The organism is Nocardia sp. NPDC052566, from assembly GCF_044547285.1.
Taxonomy (GTDB): Bacteria; Actinomycetota; Actinomycetes; order Mycobacteriales; family Mycobacteriaceae; genus Nocardia.
This window is the reverse complement of the sequence record NZ_JBIUAF010000002.1, coordinates 602,403-620,338: the sequence shown is the minus strand read 5'-3', so window position 1 is coordinate 620,338 and position 17,936 is coordinate 602,403. Positions and strand designations below refer to the sequence as shown.

21 protein-coding genes and 1 tRNA gene are annotated in these 17,936 nt (G+C 61.4%); 9 read left to right on the top strand and 13 right to left on the bottom strand.

Going from position 1 to position 17,936, the window contains the following annotated elements; genetic code table 11:
* The first annotated feature begins 233 nt into the window (after positions 1-233).
* From ACIG5A_RS10000 to ACIG5A_RS09985, 4 genes are all read left to right on the top strand, one after another.
* The gene (locus ACIG5A_RS10000; protein WP_397239798.1) at positions 234-683 is read left to right on the top strand and encodes a hypothetical protein; all 450 of its coding nucleotides are present in this window, start codon (positions 234-236) and stop codon (positions 681-683) included.
* An 82-nt stretch (positions 684-765) separates the two neighbouring features.
* Positions 766-1,797 carry a restriction endonuclease gene (locus tag ACIG5A_RS09995; protein ID WP_397239797.1) on the top strand — a complete coding sequence of 344 codons (1,032 nt, stop codon included), beginning with the start codon at positions 766-768 and terminating at the stop codon, positions 1,795-1,797.
* 103 nt (positions 1,798-1,900) lie between these two features.
* Positions 1,901-2,506 carry a hypothetical protein gene (locus ACIG5A_RS09990; RefSeq protein ID WP_397239796.1) on the top strand — a complete coding sequence of 202 codons (606 nt, stop codon included), beginning with the start codon at positions 1,901-1,903 and terminating at the stop codon, positions 2,504-2,506.
* Positions 2,469-4,055, top strand: coding sequence for a hypothetical protein (locus ACIG5A_RS09985; protein WP_397239795.1), 1,587 nt, complete (start codon positions 2,469-2,471; stop codon positions 4,053-4,055). The genes ACIG5A_RS09990 and ACIG5A_RS09985 overlap by 38 nt, the downstream gene beginning before the upstream one ends.
* Positions 4,056-4,116: 61 nt before the next feature.
* Here the strand turns inward: ACIG5A_RS09985 and ACIG5A_RS09980 are convergent, their stop codons facing one another.
* The 6 genes from ACIG5A_RS09980 to ACIG5A_RS09955 form a co-directional block, all read right to left on the bottom strand.
* The gene (locus tag ACIG5A_RS09980; RefSeq protein WP_397239794.1) at positions 4,117-4,776 is read right to left on the bottom strand and encodes an antirestriction protein ArdA; all 660 of its coding nucleotides are present in this window, start codon (positions 4,774-4,776) and stop codon (positions 4,117-4,119) included.
* Positions 4,769-5,200 carry a hypothetical protein gene (locus tag ACIG5A_RS09975; protein WP_397239793.1) on the bottom strand — a complete coding sequence of 144 codons (432 nt, stop codon included), beginning with the start codon at positions 5,198-5,200 and terminating at the stop codon, positions 4,769-4,771. Before ACIG5A_RS09975 ends, ACIG5A_RS09980 begins: the two co-directional genes overlap by 8 nt.
* Before the next feature lie 127 nt (positions 5,201-5,327).
* Positions 5,328-5,699 carry a hypothetical protein gene (locus ACIG5A_RS09970; protein WP_397239792.1) on the bottom strand — a complete coding sequence of 124 codons (372 nt, stop codon included), beginning with the start codon at positions 5,697-5,699 and terminating at the stop codon, positions 5,328-5,330.
* A gap of 350 nt (positions 5,700-6,049) precedes the next feature.
* The gene (locus tag ACIG5A_RS09965; protein ID WP_397239791.1) at positions 6,050-6,880 is read right to left on the bottom strand and encodes a hypothetical protein; all 831 of its coding nucleotides are present in this window, start codon (positions 6,878-6,880) and stop codon (positions 6,050-6,052) included.
* A 115-nt stretch (positions 6,881-6,995) separates the two neighbouring features.
* On the bottom strand, positions 6,996-7,832 hold the full coding sequence (locus ACIG5A_RS09960; protein ID WP_397239790.1) for an HNH endonuclease: 837 nt from the start codon (positions 7,830-7,832) through the stop codon (positions 6,996-6,998).
* Positions 7,833-7,905: 73 nt separating this feature from the next.
* Positions 7,906-8,715, bottom strand: a complete 810-nt coding sequence (locus ACIG5A_RS09955) for a phosphotransferase family protein (RefSeq protein ID WP_397239789.1) — start codon at positions 8,713-8,715, stop codon at positions 7,906-7,908.
* Here ACIG5A_RS09955 and ACIG5A_RS09950 point away from each other — a divergent pair.
* The gene (locus ACIG5A_RS09950; RefSeq protein ID WP_397240586.1) at positions 8,686-9,498 is read left to right on the top strand and encodes a zinc ribbon domain-containing protein; all 813 of its coding nucleotides are present in this window, start codon (positions 8,686-8,688) and stop codon (positions 9,496-9,498) included. The two genes, ACIG5A_RS09955 and ACIG5A_RS09950, sit on opposite strands and share 30 nt — an antisense overlap.
* On the opposite strand, the gene ACIG5A_RS09945 is transcribed toward ACIG5A_RS09950, so the two are convergent.
* A tRNA-Lys gene (locus ACIG5A_RS09945) sits at positions 9,461-9,536 on the bottom strand. The genes ACIG5A_RS09950 and ACIG5A_RS09945 overlap by 38 nt on opposite strands.
* Positions 9,537-9,858: 322 nt before the next feature.
* Between ACIG5A_RS09945 and ACIG5A_RS09940 the strand changes: the two genes are divergently transcribed.
* The gene (locus tag ACIG5A_RS09940; RefSeq protein ID WP_397239788.1) at positions 9,859-11,076 is read left to right on the top strand and encodes an Ig-like domain-containing protein; all 1,218 of its coding nucleotides are present in this window, start codon (positions 9,859-9,861) and stop codon (positions 11,074-11,076) included.
* Between the two features lie 237 nt (positions 11,077-11,313).
* Positions 11,314-11,613 carry an excalibur calcium-binding domain-containing protein gene (locus ACIG5A_RS09935; protein ID WP_397239787.1) on the top strand — a complete coding sequence of 100 codons (300 nt, stop codon included), beginning with the start codon at positions 11,314-11,316 and terminating at the stop codon, positions 11,611-11,613.
* Between the two features lie 65 nt (positions 11,614-11,678).
* On the opposite strand, the gene ACIG5A_RS09930 is transcribed toward ACIG5A_RS09935, so the two are convergent.
* Entirely contained in the window at positions 11,679-11,900 is a 222-nt protein-coding gene (locus ACIG5A_RS09930; protein ID WP_397239786.1) for a DUF3618 domain-containing protein, read from the bottom strand.
* A 182-nt stretch (positions 11,901-12,082) separates the two neighbouring features.
* Between ACIG5A_RS09930 and bcp the strand changes: the two genes are divergently transcribed.
* Complete coding sequence (bcp, locus tag ACIG5A_RS09925; protein ID WP_397239785.1) at positions 12,083-12,553, top strand: thioredoxin-dependent thiol peroxidase; 471 nt, start codon at positions 12,083-12,085, stop codon at positions 12,551-12,553.
* A 143-nt stretch (positions 12,554-12,696) separates the two neighbouring features.
* Here bcp and ACIG5A_RS09920 read toward each other — a convergent pair whose 3' ends face one another.
* From ACIG5A_RS09920 to ACIG5A_RS09905, 4 genes are all read right to left on the bottom strand, one after another.
* Positions 12,697-13,209, bottom strand: coding sequence for a hypothetical protein (locus ACIG5A_RS09920; RefSeq protein WP_397239784.1), 513 nt, complete (start codon positions 13,207-13,209; stop codon positions 12,697-12,699).
* Positions 13,206-14,702: an ESX-1 secretion-associated protein gene (locus tag ACIG5A_RS09915; RefSeq protein ID WP_397239783.1), complete on the bottom strand. Its 1,497-nt coding sequence runs from the start codon at positions 14,700-14,702 to the stop codon at positions 13,206-13,208. The genes ACIG5A_RS09920 and ACIG5A_RS09915 overlap by 4 nt, the downstream gene beginning before the upstream one ends.
* Positions 14,699-15,007, bottom strand: a complete 309-nt coding sequence (locus ACIG5A_RS09910; protein ID WP_397239782.1) for a hypothetical protein — start codon at positions 15,005-15,007, stop codon at positions 14,699-14,701. Before ACIG5A_RS09910 ends, ACIG5A_RS09915 begins: the two co-directional genes overlap by 4 nt.
* Before the next feature lie 132 nt (positions 15,008-15,139).
* On the bottom strand, positions 15,140-16,423 hold the full coding sequence (locus tag ACIG5A_RS09905; RefSeq protein WP_397239781.1) for a hypothetical protein: 1,284 nt from the start codon (positions 16,421-16,423) through the stop codon (positions 15,140-15,142).
* Between the two features lie 299 nt (positions 16,424-16,722).
* Here ACIG5A_RS09905 and ACIG5A_RS09900 point away from each other — a divergent pair, with 299 nt between their 5' ends.
* Positions 16,723-17,349: a TetR family transcriptional regulator gene (locus ACIG5A_RS09900; protein ID WP_397240585.1), complete on the top strand. Its 627-nt coding sequence runs from the start codon at positions 16,723-16,725 to the stop codon at positions 17,347-17,349.
* Positions 17,350-17,493: 144 nt separating this feature from the next.
* On the opposite strand, the gene ACIG5A_RS09895 is transcribed toward ACIG5A_RS09900, so the two are convergent.
* Positions 17,494-17,931: a holo-ACP synthase gene (locus ACIG5A_RS09895; RefSeq protein ID WP_397239780.1), complete on the bottom strand. Its 438-nt coding sequence runs from the start codon at positions 17,929-17,931 to the stop codon at positions 17,494-17,496.
* Between the last annotated feature and the right edge of the window lie 5 nt (positions 17,932-17,936).

The following is a 17,936-nucleotide window of genomic DNA, read 5'->3' as shown; positions in this document are numbered from 1 at the left end:
TTGCCGGTATCGCTCGCGTCCGGCGGCGGTCAGCGCGACGGCCACACCACCAACGGCACCGCCCACCCCACGACCCGCAGCCTGTCCGCCGGTGCCCGGCCGGACCCGTGGGATGAAAGAGGAATGACCGGCGGCACAGCGCCGACCAAGCCTGATGAATAGAGCCCACTGGCAGAAGAGCTACCCGAAGAGTGTTCCAGTGCACTACGGCACGTAACACGGTTGTTCTGCTCATGAGCAGAGAAAATGTGCGCTTCCTGAGGCACCACTCCAATCTCGCTACCGCTGGTCCGGCGCTTTCCGCCCTGTTGGTGGAGGCACAGGCTGAGGTTGAGCAGGGCGTCGATCGCCCCGAAGTGAGCCCGCCCGCACACATGCGGAAGTTGTCAGAAGCGGAGAAGACGGAGCTGGCACGGGACTACCTCCTCGGGATGACGGTGTACGAGCTGGCCGAGAAGTACTCAATCCAGCGTCAAACGGCCAGTAGGCATCTGCGCCAGATGGGCGTGCCGATGCGGCAGCGGGGGCTGAAGGAAGAGCAGATCGATCGGGCAGCCCAGCTGTACGCAGAGGGGCTGACGCTCAAGCAAGTCGGAGCGAGTTTGGGAGCAGATTCCAGCACGGTGCGGTTAGCGCTTCTGCGGCGAGGGGTGAGGATGCGGGAGCCGGTGGCAAGGCGATAATGCCGAATGTCGCTGTGGCGGTGAACCACTTCGCCGCGCGGTGCCGATGCAAGGGGTGGATGACGGCATAGGCTGTCGATGCTTGGCCCAGCGGTCGCTGGCAGCACTATGGGAGGAAGCGTTGCTTGATCTTGATGCTCTCGATTGGCAGACCTTCGAGGCGCTTGCGGTTCTGTTGCTTCGGCGTGAGGGATTCGAGCTGTCGGTTCCGGATCGGCGTAGTGGAGGAGATGGGGGCGTCGACGCCATCGGGACGGCGCCAGATGGAGCGCCTGCTGTCGTCATCATTAAGCAGTACGCCAAGAGGGCAGCATCCGTCCAGGTTGCACGTCATGTTGCCGACGTAGCGACTCGCCTTCGTCTTCAGTCCCCTGAGTACGGAGTTTTCTACGTCGCTTCCCAAGAGATTGGGAGCAGCTCTCAACACCTGCTCGATGAGAATAAGATCAGGTGGTGGGGTCGACCAGATCTGCATGTGCTACTCGATCGCCATCCTGATATTGCTGAGCTGATCGAGAAACGGGCAGAGGCGCGAGATCTATCCGATCTATTTACTGAGCCCGAGGGTTCAGCTGAACTGACATTCGAGCGTAAAGTTACTGAACGACTTGCATCGGTTCCCCTCGGCAAGCCGGGCTGGACAATTTTTGAAAAGCTGGCAGCGCAGTCATTGACTGAGATATTTGTGCAGCACCTGGATCCGCCCACGATTCAGACCCGTACCGAAGATGGTTTGGACATCATGGATGCCATCTTTGACATTCCAGAAACAGGATCGTCGTGGGCGCAGATCCGAGCGGACTACCAAACATATTTCGTCGTTGCCGAGTTCAAAAACTACAATGACGAAGTAAGTCAGAATCAAGTCAATCAACTTGCAGACTACCTTTGGTCCAAGGCGTTCAGGATGTTCGGGCTCTTGGTTTCAAGAAAAGGACCTAACGATTCAGGTTTGGCTGCACGACGGCGAGCTTGGGTCAAGGAAGGGAAGCTGATCGCATTTCTGAGTGACGAAGACCTGATCGAAATGGCGCGCCTCGTTGACGATGGCAAGAACCCATTCGATGTTATCCGGTATCAGGTACTCAGCTTCTTTCGGACGCTCAATCCCTAGGATGTGACAACGCGGGCCAAGTCCTAGGGTCCAATTAGCGGGCTTTGTTTTATAGTAAAAGTATGCATAGCGTTGCGCGTGGAGAAGATTGGAGGTTGCGGTCGTGGCATTTCCCCGGTATCCCGAACTTAAGAGCGAAGTAGAAAAGATGCTACTGAAGTTCTTCGAGCAGAAGGCTCGTGAGGAGCTTGGGCCATTTAGGGATGTGCGCAGATTTTCCGTGCACGAAGGTCGGAAGCTTGTTCACAACACGCTCGACAACCAAGAAGACCTCCGGGATATGGCCTATGAAGCGGGCTCAGTTGAGTTCGCTATATCACACGAGGAAATGGCCGCAATGACCGTGGAGGACGTGCGCGCCCTTCTGGAAGAGAAGGCCAAGGAGTTTGGCGCACAGCAGGCGCAGCATAGCTACAAAGTGTTGGACCAGGTTACCGAAGAGACAGGTAACGTAATAGATGCTAGCGGCAAGCCGTTAACGGTCGATCTATTTTTGGAAACCATCAGCAAGATAAGCATAGCGTTTGACAAGTTTGGCAACCCGCAGATGCCAACCATTGTCATACATCCGAGCATGGCGGAGAAATATCGAGCTTTGCTTGAGGAAGCGAATAATGACGAGGATGCCAAGCAGCGATTGAACGAAATTCTTGCGCAGAAGAGAGGGGAGTATGATGCAGAACAGGCTCGTCGAAAACTGGTTGACTAGCTGCAAGGAACTCAGCTTCACGACTCCCTTCGTTCAACTCCTAATCAAAGAGAGGTATACGGTGCTGCGTGCCCAAGGTGGCCTCAACGAGCAAGGAAAAGATGTAATTGCTATAAACCGCAAGGGTGAGATCTGCTGCTTTCAGCTTAAGTGTGGCAATATCAATGTGAGCGAATGGGCTAAGATCAACGGTCAGGTGAATGACCTGACGCAGCTGCCGCCAGTTCATTCATCTTTCGCTAAGCCGCCGAAGAAGTGGAAATGCTATCTGGTTACGAATGGGGAATTCAGAGGTACCGTACCGCAGGTCATTTCCGACTACTCGAAAAGGCAGCGCCAAGCTCGGCATATGCCTGTCGAGACAATTGACAAGGAAGAACTTGTCCGACGCTTCGTCGATGGCTACGGAGCATTTTTCCCGGCTGACCCTCAAGACCTCAATCTCTTTCTCAATATGTACTGCCGGAATGGTGACAGCACCTTAAACAGAGGGGAGTTCAAACTATTTCTGGAAAATTGGCTCGACTCGTATTCGGCGGTAAAGTCGAAGCAGAAGAAGATCGAAGCGCTGCAGGCGACGGGCGTTCTTTGTAGCTACCTTCTTGCGAACAAGTATCTAGCCGAGAACTATGTTGAGATAGTTAACGCGTGGGTATTGACACTAGTTACCGTCCTTCATTTTGCTCACAGGTGGGACGTTTCGGATCAGCGTATCGCGTCGCTTGAGTCCACCATTCTGAACGAGATAGAGGTCGTATACGGTGCACTCATCGATGAGATGGTTGCAGACTCGGGAAATTTTGTAGAATCCGCGTACGGATTCTTCTCGGAAGGCGTGCTCACACACAAGCTCCGCTGCACTGAACTTCTCGGCCATATATCTGCGTACCTGAACTACTGTGGGATCCGCGGTGTTACACCAAATTGTCCCGTGGAGCTCGCTGATAAATTTGCACAACTATCGGGCTATAAGGCTATTGTCGGCGAAGCCTCCGTGCCTATGTTGTACAACTATATTGCGTCTTTGCTCCGGTCGGAGCAGGAGCAAGCTTCTGCAGCTGAGGTTGTTGGTCTGATCAACGGTCTACTGTCCACCTATGCGGACGAAGGCCCCGGTATCCCCAGCCCGTACTATTCAATTCAGCAGACAGCTGAATGGCTGATTGGGTTGGATAAGGAAACGATAACCGAGAGCTTTCAGAATCGAGCCCATTGCTTGTGGGCCGCAATCCTGCTGGCGGCTCGGTGTGGTCTACGGGATCTTCTCGAACACCACTGGCTCCTCATTAGCTATATCTCCAACCAAGAAGTTATAGCTGACAGTGCTAACGACTTGCTCTTGTGGAATATCGGCGAGCGAGGTCACGTACTAGATATCTTTCCGAATGCAACTCAGTCATGGCAGGAGCTCGTAGAGCTGTCGCGGCAGGAGATGGGGGATTTCCTTCCGGAGCCACTACGGTCACGTCGGTATCTGGTCCCGCTCTGGATCAATGCAATGCCGCACAGGTGTACGCATAAAACAGTTCTTGCAATATTGGACGCCTAGTTTTGGCCTGATGTGGTGAGGGCGCCACGACAGACGCGCTGCGGAGCTCCGCAGGGTGGGTTTACGGTTGCTCATCGAAAATCCATACCCCACCATGGTTGGCCGGGTATGCGACGACATCACCTTCCTGCAGCATCTCCTCACCGATACCCTCGTAATCCAGGAGGACATAGTTCTGGAGCCCCTCAGGCGCGGCCTGGGCCAGCAGTTCTTCAATGCGAAGCGGCTTGAACAGCTGCCGAACGTATGCGGCCATACTGTCGTAGTGGCCTTGATAGGCCGAGGCAAACCGGTCGAACAGATGCGGATCGTCCTCATGGGCGTCGGCCCACGCAGCGAAGGCTGGACCGTACTCGGCAACGCCACGTGCTACCTGCGACAGCAGTTCGATGCTGTGAACCCCTTCGAGCCCGATCGCACCGGTCGTCACGCCGAAGCCGGCGAAGTCCTGATGATCCCAGATATAGAGTCCCTCACGGTCGTAGGTTTCCTCCTCGGCGAAGACGCTGTACAGCTCGGCGCGGATGGTGATCGGATCGCGGGCCATGTTGAACCAGGCTCCGTCGGTGAGTTCGGCCCGTAGCGGCAGACCGCGGGTGACGTAGATGCGAGGGTTGAGCTGCGGCTCCTGCTCGCGGGCCGATTCGACCTCGGGCGATGCCGATTTGTCGTCGGTCTGGTGTTCGTTGCGTGCGTTGCTATTTGGGCATCGCTCATTCATGATCACCACCTTCGGTCTGCCCAGCTTCATCGATTGGCAGCACGTTTCGCACCAGTAGTAGGGCCAGGGCGTCGACGGCTCCTTGCAAGTCGCTGGTGGTCAGTTCGTCGTAGGCCCGTACCAGCGCGACAATCCTGTCGGTGACGTAGCGGGCTCGCATCGCGAGCGCCTGCTTGCCAGTGTCGGCGTTGAGGTCGAACGAATGCGTTACCTGGACGAGCGCCAATGCCAGCTCGGCGACTGCTGGCTGAATCTCATCGACAGGATGCTCGACCGCGTCGTAGATCGTTTGCAGCATCGCCTCGCCGACTTCCCCGATGAGCTGTTGCTCGTGGTTGCTGTCGGATTCGGTTGGCGTCGACGCAGTCCGTTCGTGAGGCGCCCCGCCTGAATCAGGTTGTGGCTTACGGTATTTCTCGCTCATGGTCATCTCCTCTCGGGAAATTAGCTTTGATAGTTGGCCGGTCGGATAGCGCAGAGGATGGATCCTCGATTCGCTACCCGCCGGCCGTGTGAGCGGGGCGTTTAGCGCCGCTCAGTTGTCCAACCAGCTACTCGCCGGTCTGCGTACCGCGACGTTGCCGGGGTCGGCGTCCGCTGTCGGACTTTTCCTCCGGGGTCTCTGCCTCGCTGACCTCCACTTCGTCCTCTTGAGGAGGTGGTGGCGGCGGGGTCCCGGTGAACAGGTTGGCGATAGCCTCCTGCCTAGCCCGTGCTTCGGCTTCGATCGCCGCACGGGCGGCCTCGGCCTTGGCAATCAGCTCCGGATCCTGTTTCGCGGCTTCGATGTACGCGTCAACCGCCTTGAAACATTCCTGCTTGAGGTTGCTGCCGCGCAGTTCGGCGATCCAGGTCAGCTGGGCGTGCCGGGCGGTGTCGATTCGGATGGCAAGGGTGATTTCCTTGCTCGACGGTTCGGACATCGCTCCTCCTCGGTGCGAGCGGCCGGTAAACGCTGATTGCGCTTACGGTTACGGCCGCAGGACACCGACGACGGCCAACCGCGGGCGGCCAGTCGATGGGGGACATCGAGCTGGTCCGCCTCGCGGGGCACTGGCTCGGGTGGAGCCGCCTTCAGTTGATGACGAGCGGGAATTGGGCTCAATCGTCCGTTCGAGCGACGAGTCGGGTGCTCAGATGAGCGATCGGACACGAACGGACAGCAGTCGTACAACAAGCTGAGTTACTTGGTACGGCAATGGATTTCGTGTTGTTCAACAGACAACGGTGGAGCCGGAAGTGGCTGACTGGCAGAAACGCCCTCCACGGGACGCTACTCTTCGGTCTCTGTGCCCCTGAGGTGTTTGGCTACGGCCGGTAGCGCAGTCACTTCCTCGCTGAGCTCTACGAGGTGCGCAGCAATCATGTGACAGTATTGAAGGGCATCCGGTCCGGACTCGAAATCGAATCGCAAACGACTCTTTTCCGACGGATTTGCGGGGAGCTTCACTGTCGTACCCCACCTTCCGTCGAAGCGATCCATCCAGCACGTCGTTTGGCCATTGGTCAGTGGATCGTAATGCGCGACGCAGTCGCGATAGTCGGCAAGAGTCTCGCCGTGGGTATCCCAGCTGTTCTCAAGGGTTTTCGCGAATTCTGCTGGAAGCAATGGCGATTTCACCGCCGTCCTGATCGATCTCCATCGGCCAGACGACCCCGAACCGTGGTGCTTCCACAGGACCTTCCGAATTACTTCGTACACTCTTCGCGCCGAGCCGAGCAGTGCGTCGATCTCGTAGAATATGCGAGGATCGGAGACGTTTCCCTGTGCTGCATCCTTGGAGTGTGGATAGGTTTCCTCGAAGAGCTGACAGCCACCAGTGTAGAGAGTTATCAGCTGATTCAGGTGATACAGCGTCGAATGAAGCGAGTAGCGAAGGTCGTACTCTTCATAGAAATCTGAAATCGTGTGAGCACGGTCGATCTGGGCGATTCCCAGTGTTCGCTCATTGAGGGAGGATCCATCGAGGGCGACAGCTGTGAGGGTGAAGCCCGAGTAGATTGGAAGGCGCGTCGTTGCGATGACGCTGCCGGAGGAGATGTCCTCACTACTTGGTACGACGATTCCGTGCTCAAGCACGTTGACGCCATCAGGGTATTCCATCGCGATCCTTCGACTCGTCGGCAACCGTGGTTCCCAAACACGTTCCTGCAATTTCTGGTTGGATGGACACGCTACCGATTGGAATCGTCTTCTGCCACTGAAATTTCGCGACCTGCTAGCCCATTTCCGCCTGAGGTTCGCCTGCCGATTCAGGTTCGAAAGAGGGGAGATCCATCAGATCGCCGAAAATGACGATCAGTGAGTCAATATCGCCCACAGCTTCTTTGGGTCGCACAACGATAACCGCAGTCTTCCAATCGCTGTCCGGCCCTCCGCCACCTCTGAGAACCATGTCCACAGGTGCGCCGAAGGCGACCAAATCATGGCTAGTGAGTTCATCCAGCAGTCCGCGCATAGAGCGCTCGGCCTCGCGAATACCGGTGCGCCCTTGATCCTCCACCTCAAGGCTAACTTCTCCCCAATCTCGCGCAGTAGTCAGGAACACATCCGCACTGTCGCAGGCTCCTTCGGAAGCCTCATCCTCGTCCGGACTCTCAAGCATGTAGCCATGAGACTTATGAACAACGTTCCACGCTTGCTTCCCTGTGGTAATTCTCGGGAGCACCACGGGCCGTTCGGGATCCTTCAGTACCACCCGGGTCGGTCCAGCGTAGGTTTGCACCGTGTGAAGCCGCGAATGAACCCACTTCTCGTGCTTCGTCTTTAATGCCGTCAGGACCTCGACGGTGTACTTGGCGGTCTGCTCGTCCACGACGCGATGGTGATTTCGGCAAAGCAGAATCAGGTTTTCGTAACTGTCGACGCCAACCTTGAGGGGTACGCCAGCGCGTGGGCCACCAGGTGATTGCGCGACAATGTGCGCCTCTTCGCCGATGAGGGCATCGCGGTCCTCCTCAGCCTTGGCGGGCTCCACGAGCGTGTGTCGGCAGATTGCGCACTTTGCCGCCGCGAGACCCCAGAGCTGCTTCCGATCCCGATCAGTTATCGCCACAGGGAGGTGACGCTACACCGAACCACCGACATCTGTAGGCAGGCAGCAGCTTTGCGGAGTCTGCGCATCGCCGTTACTCCAACGCCTTCCACCCCGACCACGGCCGCTTCCCGTAATCGCCTCGGATACAAGCCAATCGGTGCCGAGCCTGCACCTCGAACGCTGGGTTCGTCGATGCCGCCTGCACCGCCATCGTGGTCATCCGGAACTCCCGGATATCGCGGAGCAGTTCGAAGCCTGCCCACCGAGTGACGTCGTGCCCGTACACCTCGCAGAACTCGACGTACTGCGCCTCGGTGATCCAGTTGAACGATCCCCACTTGATCGCCGTATGCACCAAATCCCACTCAGGCGGCCCGACCGAGGTGCGTTCCAGATCGAGCAGCGCAGCCTCCCCGTCGTCCATGGCAGCCACATTGCCAACCCAGGCATCTCCGTGGATGACGCACTGCGGCAAGCCTTCCGGCAGTTCCTTCCACCGTTGCTGTAGCTCGGCGAGGCGTGCGCGCAGCCATTGCCGATCCTCGTCACCCAGGCTGCGCGCGGTCTCGATCCGCTCCTCCAGTCGCACAAACGGCGCAACTTCGCCGAGATCAAAATCTGCCGGCGGCGGCAGGCGATGCAGTTGCTTCAGGAGCGCGGCGACCTGCGTCGGGGTGCCGTGGTGGTGCGGCGGGAGCTCGCGCCAGAAGGTGACTGCTCGGCCATCAACGTCCACCGGCTGGGCGACCACCGGAACAACCTGTACGGCGGGTACGCCTGACGCCTCCAGCCAGCGGGAGACGTTCACTTCACGCCGCGCTGCGGCACGCTGTTCTGCGGCCGGTGCCGGAACGATGAGATCGTCCGGCGCATGATCATCCAGCGCACACCCGGTCGGCACGGAGGGGACTACTGGTACTTCTTCTGCATCGGCAACCAAAAGAACGCTGGGTGCCGCTCACCCCACCTGAACGCCGACCGGGTCGACGAGGCGGTGGTGGAGTACTACAAAACGATCGCCTTCTCGCCGGAGTTCATCGCTGCCATGCAGTTGGCCCTGGAGGCGATGCTGAACGAGACGGAAGTGACGCACCGGCTCTACCGGAAGCAACTGCAGGACCGTCTCAAGGACCTGGAGACCAAGGAAACCAACCTGATTGAGCTGGCTGCCGACGGCGAGCTGCCTCAGGCCAAGATCCGCTCACGGTTGACCGAAATTGCCCGAGAGCGGGAGGTGGTGCAGGCGGAGCTGGGCAAGGTGCAGCTAGATCTATCCGCAAGTGCTGAGTTCCTGACCGCTTGCTTGGAGCTGCTTCGCGACCCATACCGTCTCTACAAGGGGGCCAGTGACAAGGTGCGGCTACAGCTGAACCAAGCGATCTTCAAGCGGCTCTACGTTTTCGAGGAGAAGGTGACAGGTCATGAGTTCCAGCCGGTGATCGCTGAGCTGCATGCCATACAAGCGGGTTATGCGGCACTGGAGCGGGGCCATGACGAAGTGACAGCAGCAGGAGTGGTTGAAGGATTCCTACGAGCTCATCTGCCAGAAACGCAACTCGCCACCCGGTCGGGTGGCGAGTGTGTGAGGCTGGTCACAGCCCTGGCTTGCGCCGTTTTTTCGGGCCATGTTTCTAGTAACGGTCATATGGTGCGCCATCAGGGACTCGAACCCCGAACCCGCTGATTAAGAGTCAGCTGCTCTGCCAATTGAGCTAATGGCGCGTGCCCCGGCGCTCGGTGTTCCTCGTTCCGGTGCGGGACAAACAGTAACAGGCGAAGGGTGCAGAAGTGAAATCGCGCCCTGACCTGGGCGAACGGCGGGGGTGTCGACGGGTGTTAACACGGAGGGGGTCGGCGGTGATCTATCCGATTGGAACTCGCTGCGTCGGAGCAGTGTTCGCGTTGGATCGGACCGGATCGGCTGGCAGAATGGCAGGCGTGGTCTCGACCGATCCCCGTCGGCACGGTGGGTTGAGCTTGTAGATCGGTCGGATCCGAAGCCATCGGCGCGTTCTGGAGTGCCGAGACTTGAAACGGGGTTGGAATGAGCGTTGGTCAGGGTAGGCAGCGGTCGAAACGAAAGTTCGCCGGACCTTTAGTCGTGTTCGCTGTCCTAGCGCTCGCGATCTCCGGATGTTCGTCCTCGGACTCCAAGGACACCTCGCAGGTCGCCATCGACCGGAACCCACTCACCGAGCTCATCAAGCCGAAGCTGATGGCGCCGGTGAAGGACGGCGCGATGGGGGTTTCGCCGGGTGTGCCGATGGTGTTCAAGGTCGAGGACGGCAAGTTCACCAACGTGACGCTGGTCAACGCACAGGACAAGGCGGTGAGCGGCAAGCTGGCCGCCGACGGCCGCTCCTGGGAGACCACCGAGGTACTCGGCTACGGCAAGGCCTACAAGCTGCGCGCCGACGCGATCGGCCTCGGCGGCGCGAGCTCGATGACGCTGAACTTCACCACCAGCTCACCGGACAGCCAGACCAAGCCGTACCTGCTGCCCGGCGAGGGCGAGGTGGTCGGCATCGGCCAGCCGGTGGCGGTGCAGTTCGACGAGAACATCCCCGATCGCAAGGCCGCGCAGGATGCGATCAAAATCACCACCGAGCCCAAGGTGGAGGGCGCGTTCTACTGGGTGAACAACCGCGAGGTCCGTTGGCGGCCAGAGCATTTCTGGGCGCCGGGGACCAAGGTCACCATCGATGTGAACGTGTACGGGCGTGACCTCGGCAACGGCCTGTTCGGCCAGGACAACATCCACTCGTTCTTCACCATCGGCGACGCGACGATCTTCACCGCGGACGACAACACCAAGCAGGTGACGGTCGAGCAGAACGGTCAGGTCGTCCGGACCATGCCGACCTCGATGGGGAAGAACAGCACGCCCACCGACAACGGCATCTACATCGTGAGCGACCGGCACGAGAAGATCATCATGGATTCCTCGACCTACGGCGTCGCGGTGAACGCGCCGGACGGTTACAAGACGCCGGTCGATTTCGCGACCCGAATCTCCTACAGCGGCATCTTCTTCCATTCCGCACCGTGGTCGGTCGGCCAGCAGGGCTACTCGAACACCAGCCACGGCTGCCTCAATCTGAGCCCGGCCAACGCGCAGTGGGTATTCCAGAACGCCAAGCGCGGCGACATCACCATCGTCAAGAACACGGTGGGCGGAACCCTCTCCGGCACAGACGGTTTGGGCGACTGGAACATCCCGTGGCAGACCTGGAAGGCCGGCAACGCGGGCGACAACCGCTGACACGACAACCGAAAAGGCCCCCAGCGTCCGCGCTGGGGGCCTTTTTCGTTCGCGGATAGGGCAATCTGTGCAATCCGCGCGAATGGCCGTAAACGCGCAGGAAACGGCGGGCGAGGCGGGCTGTGGCAATCCCCTAATCTCGGTAGGCGCGGTTGACAAGTCGGCGAGCCGTCACAACAGTGTGATGCGGCGTCACACTCTGGACGCACTCCACCGCAGCACATAACAGAGGAATATATGAACGTTCGCCGGCTCGCCGTCAGTGCCGCCGCCGCGGGGCTCACGCTCCTCGCGGCTCCCACCGCCCTAGCAGGCCCCGCTCCCTCCGGTTCCGCGGGAACCGGTTCGTCCGCCGTGGACACCGGCTCCGCCGCGACCGGCTCGGCGGGCCTGTCGCAGACCGGTTCCGCCGGTGGCGCCTTCGCCAACTGCGATGAGGCCATTCGCGCCGGACGGGCTCCGCTGTTTCGCGGGGAACCCGGCTACGCGCCGCATCTGGACCCGGACGGCGATGGCTTCGCCTGCCCGACGGTCTGATACTCGCTCCACAACGAAACACCCGGTGCGGCAATGCCACACCGGGTTTTCGTGTCTCTGCCCGCTCAGCGGAAGATCTTGATCAGCACCAGCCCGACGACCACCACGCCCGCGCCGATCAGGCTGTACTTCACCTTGGGCTCGTTCAGCTTCGCGAGCACCATGCTCTTGGTGTCGTCCGCGATCCGCTGCGGATCGGCGCGCACCGCGATCTCGTCGAGCGTGCTCGCCAGCCGAGTGCGCGCGGCCTCGATCTCCCGCTCGATCCGCTCGGTATCCCTTGCCACGTTCCGGCCTCCTGTTGTGTCACCCTCAGCTCGCGGACGAGTCTATCCGCCCGCCGGACCGGCCATCCGGGCTATGCGTCCGCACAGTGCGACCGGCGCCCGCGCCTGACCGATCTGTCGGTCCGTACAGCGTCATCGCGTCCGGCCGCGCGATGTCCGAGCCTTCGATTACCGTGCAGGACGTGACCGACAACCGACTCGCCCCCGGCGACCCCGCCCCCGATTTCACCCTGCCCGACGCGGACGGCAAGGACGTCTCGCTCGCCGACTACCGCGGCCGCAAGGTGATCGTCTACTTCTACCCCGCCGCGAGCACCCCCGGCTGCACCAAGCAGGCCTGCGATTTCCGCGACAGCCTCGCCGAACTGGAAGGCGCGGGCATCGAGGTAGTCGGCATCTCCCCCGACAAGCCGGCGAAGCTGGCCAAGTTCCGCGACGCCGAGCGGCTCACCTTCCCGCTGCTGTCGGATCCGGACCGCACCGTGCTGACCGCGTGGGGCGCGTTCGGCGAGAAGACGATGTACGGCAAGACCGTGGTCGGCGTCATCCGCTCCACCTTCCTGGTGGACGAACAGGGCAAGATCGAGGTCGCCCAGTACAACGTGCGCGCGACGGGTCACGTCGCGAAGCTGCGCCGCGACCTTTCGGTCTAGGGCTCGGAGGTGAACGCCGGGGGCGGCGGGCCCTCCCCCGGGAACAGCCCGGCCCCCCGTGCGGCACACCCACCTTCGTTGTGAAAGATCGAGGCCCGCTCGGCACTACGCCGACTCGATACCGGCCGCTGTGGATTGTGCTGTCAAGGTTTGGGGTTGGGACTGCAGGCAGCTAGGAAAGTCTTACCGTCTTTCGCGGCAAGATCAACAGGGTTCAGCCAGCCCACGTCCTCGAACCAGTACGTGTCGTCCGGGTGTGCGGCGGAGTCCTTCATGATGGTTTCGATATCCGAATGTCCTCCCTGACCAGAACCGGAGAAGGTGAACCTTTTCTCCTTCGTCCAATCGAAGCCTGCGGGGAGCGGCTTCGAGATCGTCCAGCCGGGATTCAAACCGAGTGTCACATATTCGAATTCGGTTTCGTCGCCATTATCGGCAACCAGCAGGACAGAGGTCTCGCTCGGGTGGAACAAGAATGTCAAGTGAGTACTGCCGAAACACCGCGCCCCCATCCAGATTCTCAATTCACCCGCTGTGACACGCGCGCCCAATGCCCTCGGCAGCCCCGGACTCCGGTCCTGTTCGTATTGGCTGAAGATACCGCAGGAAGTCAGCAATGCGGCTACCGCCACGAGGATTGCGATGCGGCGCATCATTTGTATCCCCCGTCGCGCAGGCCGGCGTCCTTCTCGATGCCGTCACCGTCGGTTACCGCAGCCCAAATCATGCCGAAATACCCCTTGTCCGCCCACTGTCGGGAGTGCCGTTCCTCATGGTGTAGCAGACGATCCAGGTCCAGGTTACCTTTGTATGGCCCCTTATCGTTTTCGAACCACGTTGTTCCGGATTCGACGATCTTGCGTAGCTGGTCGGCGGGGTCGGCGACGTTGTCGATGTTGAACATGAAGATGTCACCATAGGTGGTGCCCCCCTTCTGGCTGTACAAATCTTGCAACCAGTTGCCGCCTAGGCCCATGATCATACCGTTGGGCGTGGTGGCAAGTCGTCCACCGTTACCGTTCACAAATGCGACGTCTTCGTTGTAGCTCCAGGGGTTTTTATTCTGCCGGTCGATGATCCGCTGTATCTCGGCACTCGAATACGGTGTTTCACGGAAATCATTGACACCGCCCGCCGCTCGGCCCGCTGCATCATAATCGGTGCCCGCATTGAGGATGTAGGTCATGAGCACCGCCTTTTTCACGTCGTTTCCACTGGTGCCGTCCGGTATCAAGAAATAGGTTTTACCGTTGTCGTCGGTGACCGGCTTCATACCATCGAGGACCTTGAAGTCTTCCGGGGTGATGCCATGTGTGCGGGCGATATCCACGATGGTCGCCGGTGACACGCCTCGCTTTTCGGCGTTCTCCATCCACTTCTTGTAGTTGCCGGTATTGCCCGGGTCGTTGTAGAAGGCTTTGTTGAAATCCCGGTAGTACTGCTGTACGTCGGCGGGCACCCCCGGGACGTTCTTGCCCGCGGCGATGTCCTGAATCTCCTGGGCGGTCAACCCTTTGGGCTGGTGCGCCATGACGGCGGCGGCCGCGGTGTAATCACCGCGGCGGAGCGCGTCGGCGAGTGCGGCGCCATCTTCGGCGGCGAGCCGGGTGCTGGCAGCCGCGGTGCGGTCGGCGGAGACGTCGAGCCCCGATCCGAGGAGATCGCCTGCGGCACGGATGTATTCGGCGTGCTCGGCCACGGTGCTGACGGCGAGCTTGGCGCTCGCCTCGAGCGCGCGGTACGCCGTGTCGATCAAGCCCTGATGGGTACGAACCTGCTCGGCATCGGAACCCGAGACCTTCCAATTGTCGTCGACCGTCAAGGCGGGGCCTTGGGGTGCGGTCGCGTCGGCGACCTTGCCGAGCAGGACGGTTCGGTCCGCGTCGAGCGAGGACGCGACCTGACGCAGCACAGCCGGTGCGTCGCGTACCTCGAGGAAGAGTTTGTAGCCCTGATCATAGTCCTGGGCTACCCGGTCGTAGGCGGCGTCGTGTGCCATACCCGCCCAGTAGGCCTGGGCGTCGCTGAAGACTTTCTTCGTTCTGTCCAACTGATCGAGGAATAGCTGATTCTCGGTATCGATCTTGGTGGCCAGGTCGTACAGCTTGCTGATCTTCCAGCTGTCGACCTGGGTTCTGGTTATCGTCACTGGCCTTCCAGCCTGTGCACATCGAACCGATGCATAGCCTGCGCGAAGTCCTCATCGGTGGCCTGCAGGTTCGACACGGTGGTGGTGATGGCGTTCGCGATCCCCTGCAAACGGTTGGTCACTCGCCAGTAGGCGCCTTCGGTGAACTCGCCCAACTGCCTGCACGCTGCCCCGACCTCGGTCCCGGCCATGGCATCATCGAAGTGATCGGACACACTGCGGACGTCGAGTTTGTCGATCTCGCGGCCGACATCGTCGAGCACGGTCACCAACTTGCCCAATTCATCGATATCGGCCTTCAGCACCGGCCCTCCCCAAGCTCGAAACCACCCGAATGCTATCGCATGACCTGAAACCCGCTCGCTGTCAACGCCACGGTCAGAACAGCGAAAGGCCCGGCTCCCCTCGGGAGCCGGGCCGTCGGCGGATTCAGTGGATCAGGTCTGCATGATCTGCTGTGCCGCCCACTGCAACATCAATCTGAAGTGGTTGTCCCACCAGTGGTAGGACTCGGGGGTGAACGCCGGGGGCGGCGGACCCTCCCCCGGGAACAGCATCGACCCGTTCGGTGCGCCCACCTTCGTGGTGGCCGACGGAATGCCGGATCCGGTGGTCATCGGTGCGGCCGCCTGCTCCGGCTCCCTGGGCGGCTCGGCGGGCAGCAGCGGCAGGGGTTGCGGCGTGTTGCTGCCCCATCTCTGGACGACCCGTTGCGGCCCTGGTGGTTCCACCGTGTCGACCACGATCGGTTCCGCGACGGGCAGCGGCGCGGGCCCGTGCCCGCCGACCACCGGACCGTCCGGCACCACCACGTCGGTCTTGCCGTGCACCGGCCCGCCGGAGGTCTCGATCACGCCGACCTCCTTGGAGTCGGCGGTCACCTTCGCATCGGCGATCACACCCGAGGTCGATCGCGACGACGCGCTCGTCACGTAGACCCCGCCGACGACGAGCCCGCCCGCGAGCACGCTCGCCGCCGCGAACAACGCCGCGACGCCACGGCCACGCCGCAACCGCTCGGCGGGCTCGACGTGACCGTCCACCTCGGCCATCGCCGACAGCGCCGCACCGACCGCTGGCGCGGACGCCGCGATCTTGCACGGGATCACCGGCGCGCCGAATCCGTCCACCGCGGCGAGCACCGCGGGCTCGCGTGCGGCGGAACCGATCAGCACCACCGCATCCGGTCGCACCGCGGCCGCCTCGAACTGGTCCCACGCCGCGGTGACGGCGGCGCCCATCGCCTCCGCCGTGGCGCCGCCCGCCTGCCCGATCGCGGCGAGAACCCGCCGCCTGCCCCGATCGACGAGGGTGAAGGCCTGATGCCCCGGGACGACCTCGCAGATCAGCAGATCGTCGAATTCGTCCAGCCAGGTCATCATCCCGGCGACATGCAGATGCGCGGACTTGGCCGACACCAGCGAGGCGGTATGCCACGGCCCGGACGCGAGCTTGGTCACGATGGCCCGGCGCTCGGCGGCATCGCGGTACGCGACCGCGGCGCCCCCGATCTCCCGATCCGGGCCGATCTCGGCGGCTAGTTCATCCATCGCCGTCTCGACCGCCGCCGCCACATCCGCCTTGGTGTCGCCGCGCGTCTTCGCCACCCGATGGAGCAGCACGCGCTCCGGTAGCCGCTCGCCGGAATCGGCGAGCGCTACCGCATGCACGGCGCCGCGTTCGGTGGAAATACCGAGAGTCACCACAGATCGAGCAATCACGGATCACGCCCTTTCCGCGCGACGGACGGACGGATGTGCCCGTCCGGGCGCTGTTAGCTCCGATGGGATTCCCCTGCTCGAAACGCGCGTCACCGAGGACACGGATTCGGTTATGTGTTCGGCGCCATATTCGATGTGGATGGGTCGTGAAAAGTGACAAGCGCGGACACGCAGAAGACGTGCGCGTGTCGTCCGCGTGTCCGGACGGTTAGCCTTGATGCGTGGAAGTACGCGCAGAGGCCAGGTCCAAGCAACGTCTGGACCCTGCGTTGGAGTTGCAGGACGACCCGCAGGAGCTCATGCCCCGGCGCAGGCCGACGCAGGAACGGAGCAAGCGCAAGTTCGACGCGCTGCTGCAATCGTCGCGGGAACTGCTCGTCGAGGTCGGGTTCGAATCGTTCACCTGTGAAGAGGTCGCGGCACGCGCCGAAGTGCCGATCGGCACGCTCTACCAGTTCTTCGCCAACAAGTACGTCATCGTCTGCGAGCTGAACCGGCAGGACCTGGTGGCCGTCTCCCAGGAGCTGGCCGATTTCCACGGCGAGATCCCGTCGCTGGACTGGCTGCGCCACATGAACCAGTTCGTCGACCACCTGGCCAATCTGTGGATGACCGACCCGTCGCGCCGCGAGGTGTGGCTCGCCATGCAGTCCACCCCGTCCACGCGGGCCACCGGCGCGATCCACGAGAAGGAATTCGCCGAGGTGGTGTCGCAGATGCTGCGCCCGCTCACGCCTCGGACGCCGCGGGTGCGGCGCACCATGATGGCCGAGGTGCTGGTCCACGTCGTGTACTCGATGCTGAACTTCTCGGTGCAGGACGAGCAGAGCAACGCCGAGGCGGTCGCCGAGCTGAAGCGGCTGATGGTCGCGTATCTGCTTGTCGCGGAGAAGGAATCGCGCTCCAGCGGCAAATCGGCGCAGTAATGCTTGTCCGCCACTCCGCGTATTCGAGCCGGACCGAGATGCCGCACAGGTAGCGTCGGCGACCGGCGGTATTGCCGTGGCTGAGTCAGCCGGTCCCCGACGAGTTACCCATGTTCTTACGAAATCACTTGGCGACCTTACGAATCACTTGGTCGCTTCGCGGCCTGCGATGAGATCCGCGAGCTCGCCTGGATCTTCCAGCACCACCATCGCGGCGGCGGTGTCGCCATCGTGCGTCAGCGACAGGTGAACCCTTGCGCGGGGCAGGAATTCGGCGGCAAGGCCGTGCAGCTTGATGCTCGGCCTGCCCCACGCGTCGTTGACCACCTCGATCAGCGGATACGGGTTGTCCCCGATCTGCGGGCTGCGGGCGAACCGAGACGATGCCCACGCCTTGAGCACCGCCTCCTTCGCCGCCCACCGCGCCGCGTAGCTGCGCGCGGGGTCGGTTCCCTTGCCCTGGCAGTAGCGCCGCTCACCCGCGGTGAAACTCTCCCGGAGCATGGTGGTTCCGGCCCGTTGCAACTGTTCGGCGAACTCGGAGATGGTCACCAAGTCCAAGCCGATACCGAGGATCGTCATAGGGC

Excerpts from the sequence above, each read along its gene's own strand:
- ACIG5A_RS09940 (WP_397239788.1), top strand. The coding sequence starts at position 9,859 with ATGAGCGTTGGTCAGGGTAGGCAGCGGTCGAAACGAAAGTTCGCCGGA.
- ACIG5A_RS09935 (WP_397239787.1), top strand. The coding sequence starts at position 11,314 with ATGAACGTTCGCCGGCTCGCCGTCAGTGCCGCCGCCGCGGGGCTCACG.
- ACIG5A_RS09985 (WP_397239795.1), top strand. The coding sequence starts at position 2,469 with ATGATGCAGAACAGGCTCGTCGAAAACTGGTTGACTAGCTGCAAGGAA.
- ACIG5A_RS09900 (WP_397240585.1), top strand. The coding sequence starts at position 16,723 with ATGCCCCGGCGCAGGCCGACGCAGGAACGGAGCAAGCGCAAGTTCGAC.
- ACIG5A_RS09975 (WP_397239793.1), bottom strand. The coding sequence starts at position 5,200 with ATGAGCGAGAAATACCGTAAGCCACAACCTGATTCAGGCGGGGCGCCT.
- ACIG5A_RS09950 (WP_397240586.1), top strand. The coding sequence starts at position 8,686 with ATGATCATCCAGCGCACACCCGGTCGGCACGGAGGGGACTACTGGTAC.
- ACIG5A_RS09965 (WP_397239791.1), bottom strand. The coding sequence starts at position 6,880 with ATGGAATACCCTGATGGCGTCAACGTGCTTGAGCACGGAATCGTCGTA.
- ACIG5A_RS09980 (WP_397239794.1), bottom strand. The coding sequence starts at position 4,776 with ATGAATGAGCGATGCCCAAATAGCAACGCACGCAACGAACACCAGACC.
- ACIG5A_RS10000 (WP_397239798.1), top strand. The coding sequence starts at position 234 with ATGAGCAGAGAAAATGTGCGCTTCCTGAGGCACCACTCCAATCTCGCT.
- ACIG5A_RS09920 (WP_397239784.1), bottom strand. The coding sequence starts at position 13,209 with ATGATGCGCCGCATCGCAATCCTCGTGGCGGTAGCCGCATTGCTGACT.
- ACIG5A_RS09895 (WP_397239780.1), bottom strand. The coding sequence starts at position 17,931 with ATGACGATCCTCGGTATCGGCTTGGACTTGGTGACCATCTCCGAGTTC.
- ACIG5A_RS09970 (WP_397239792.1), bottom strand. The coding sequence starts at position 5,699 with ATGTCCGAACCGTCGAGCAAGGAAATCACCCTTGCCATCCGAATCGAC.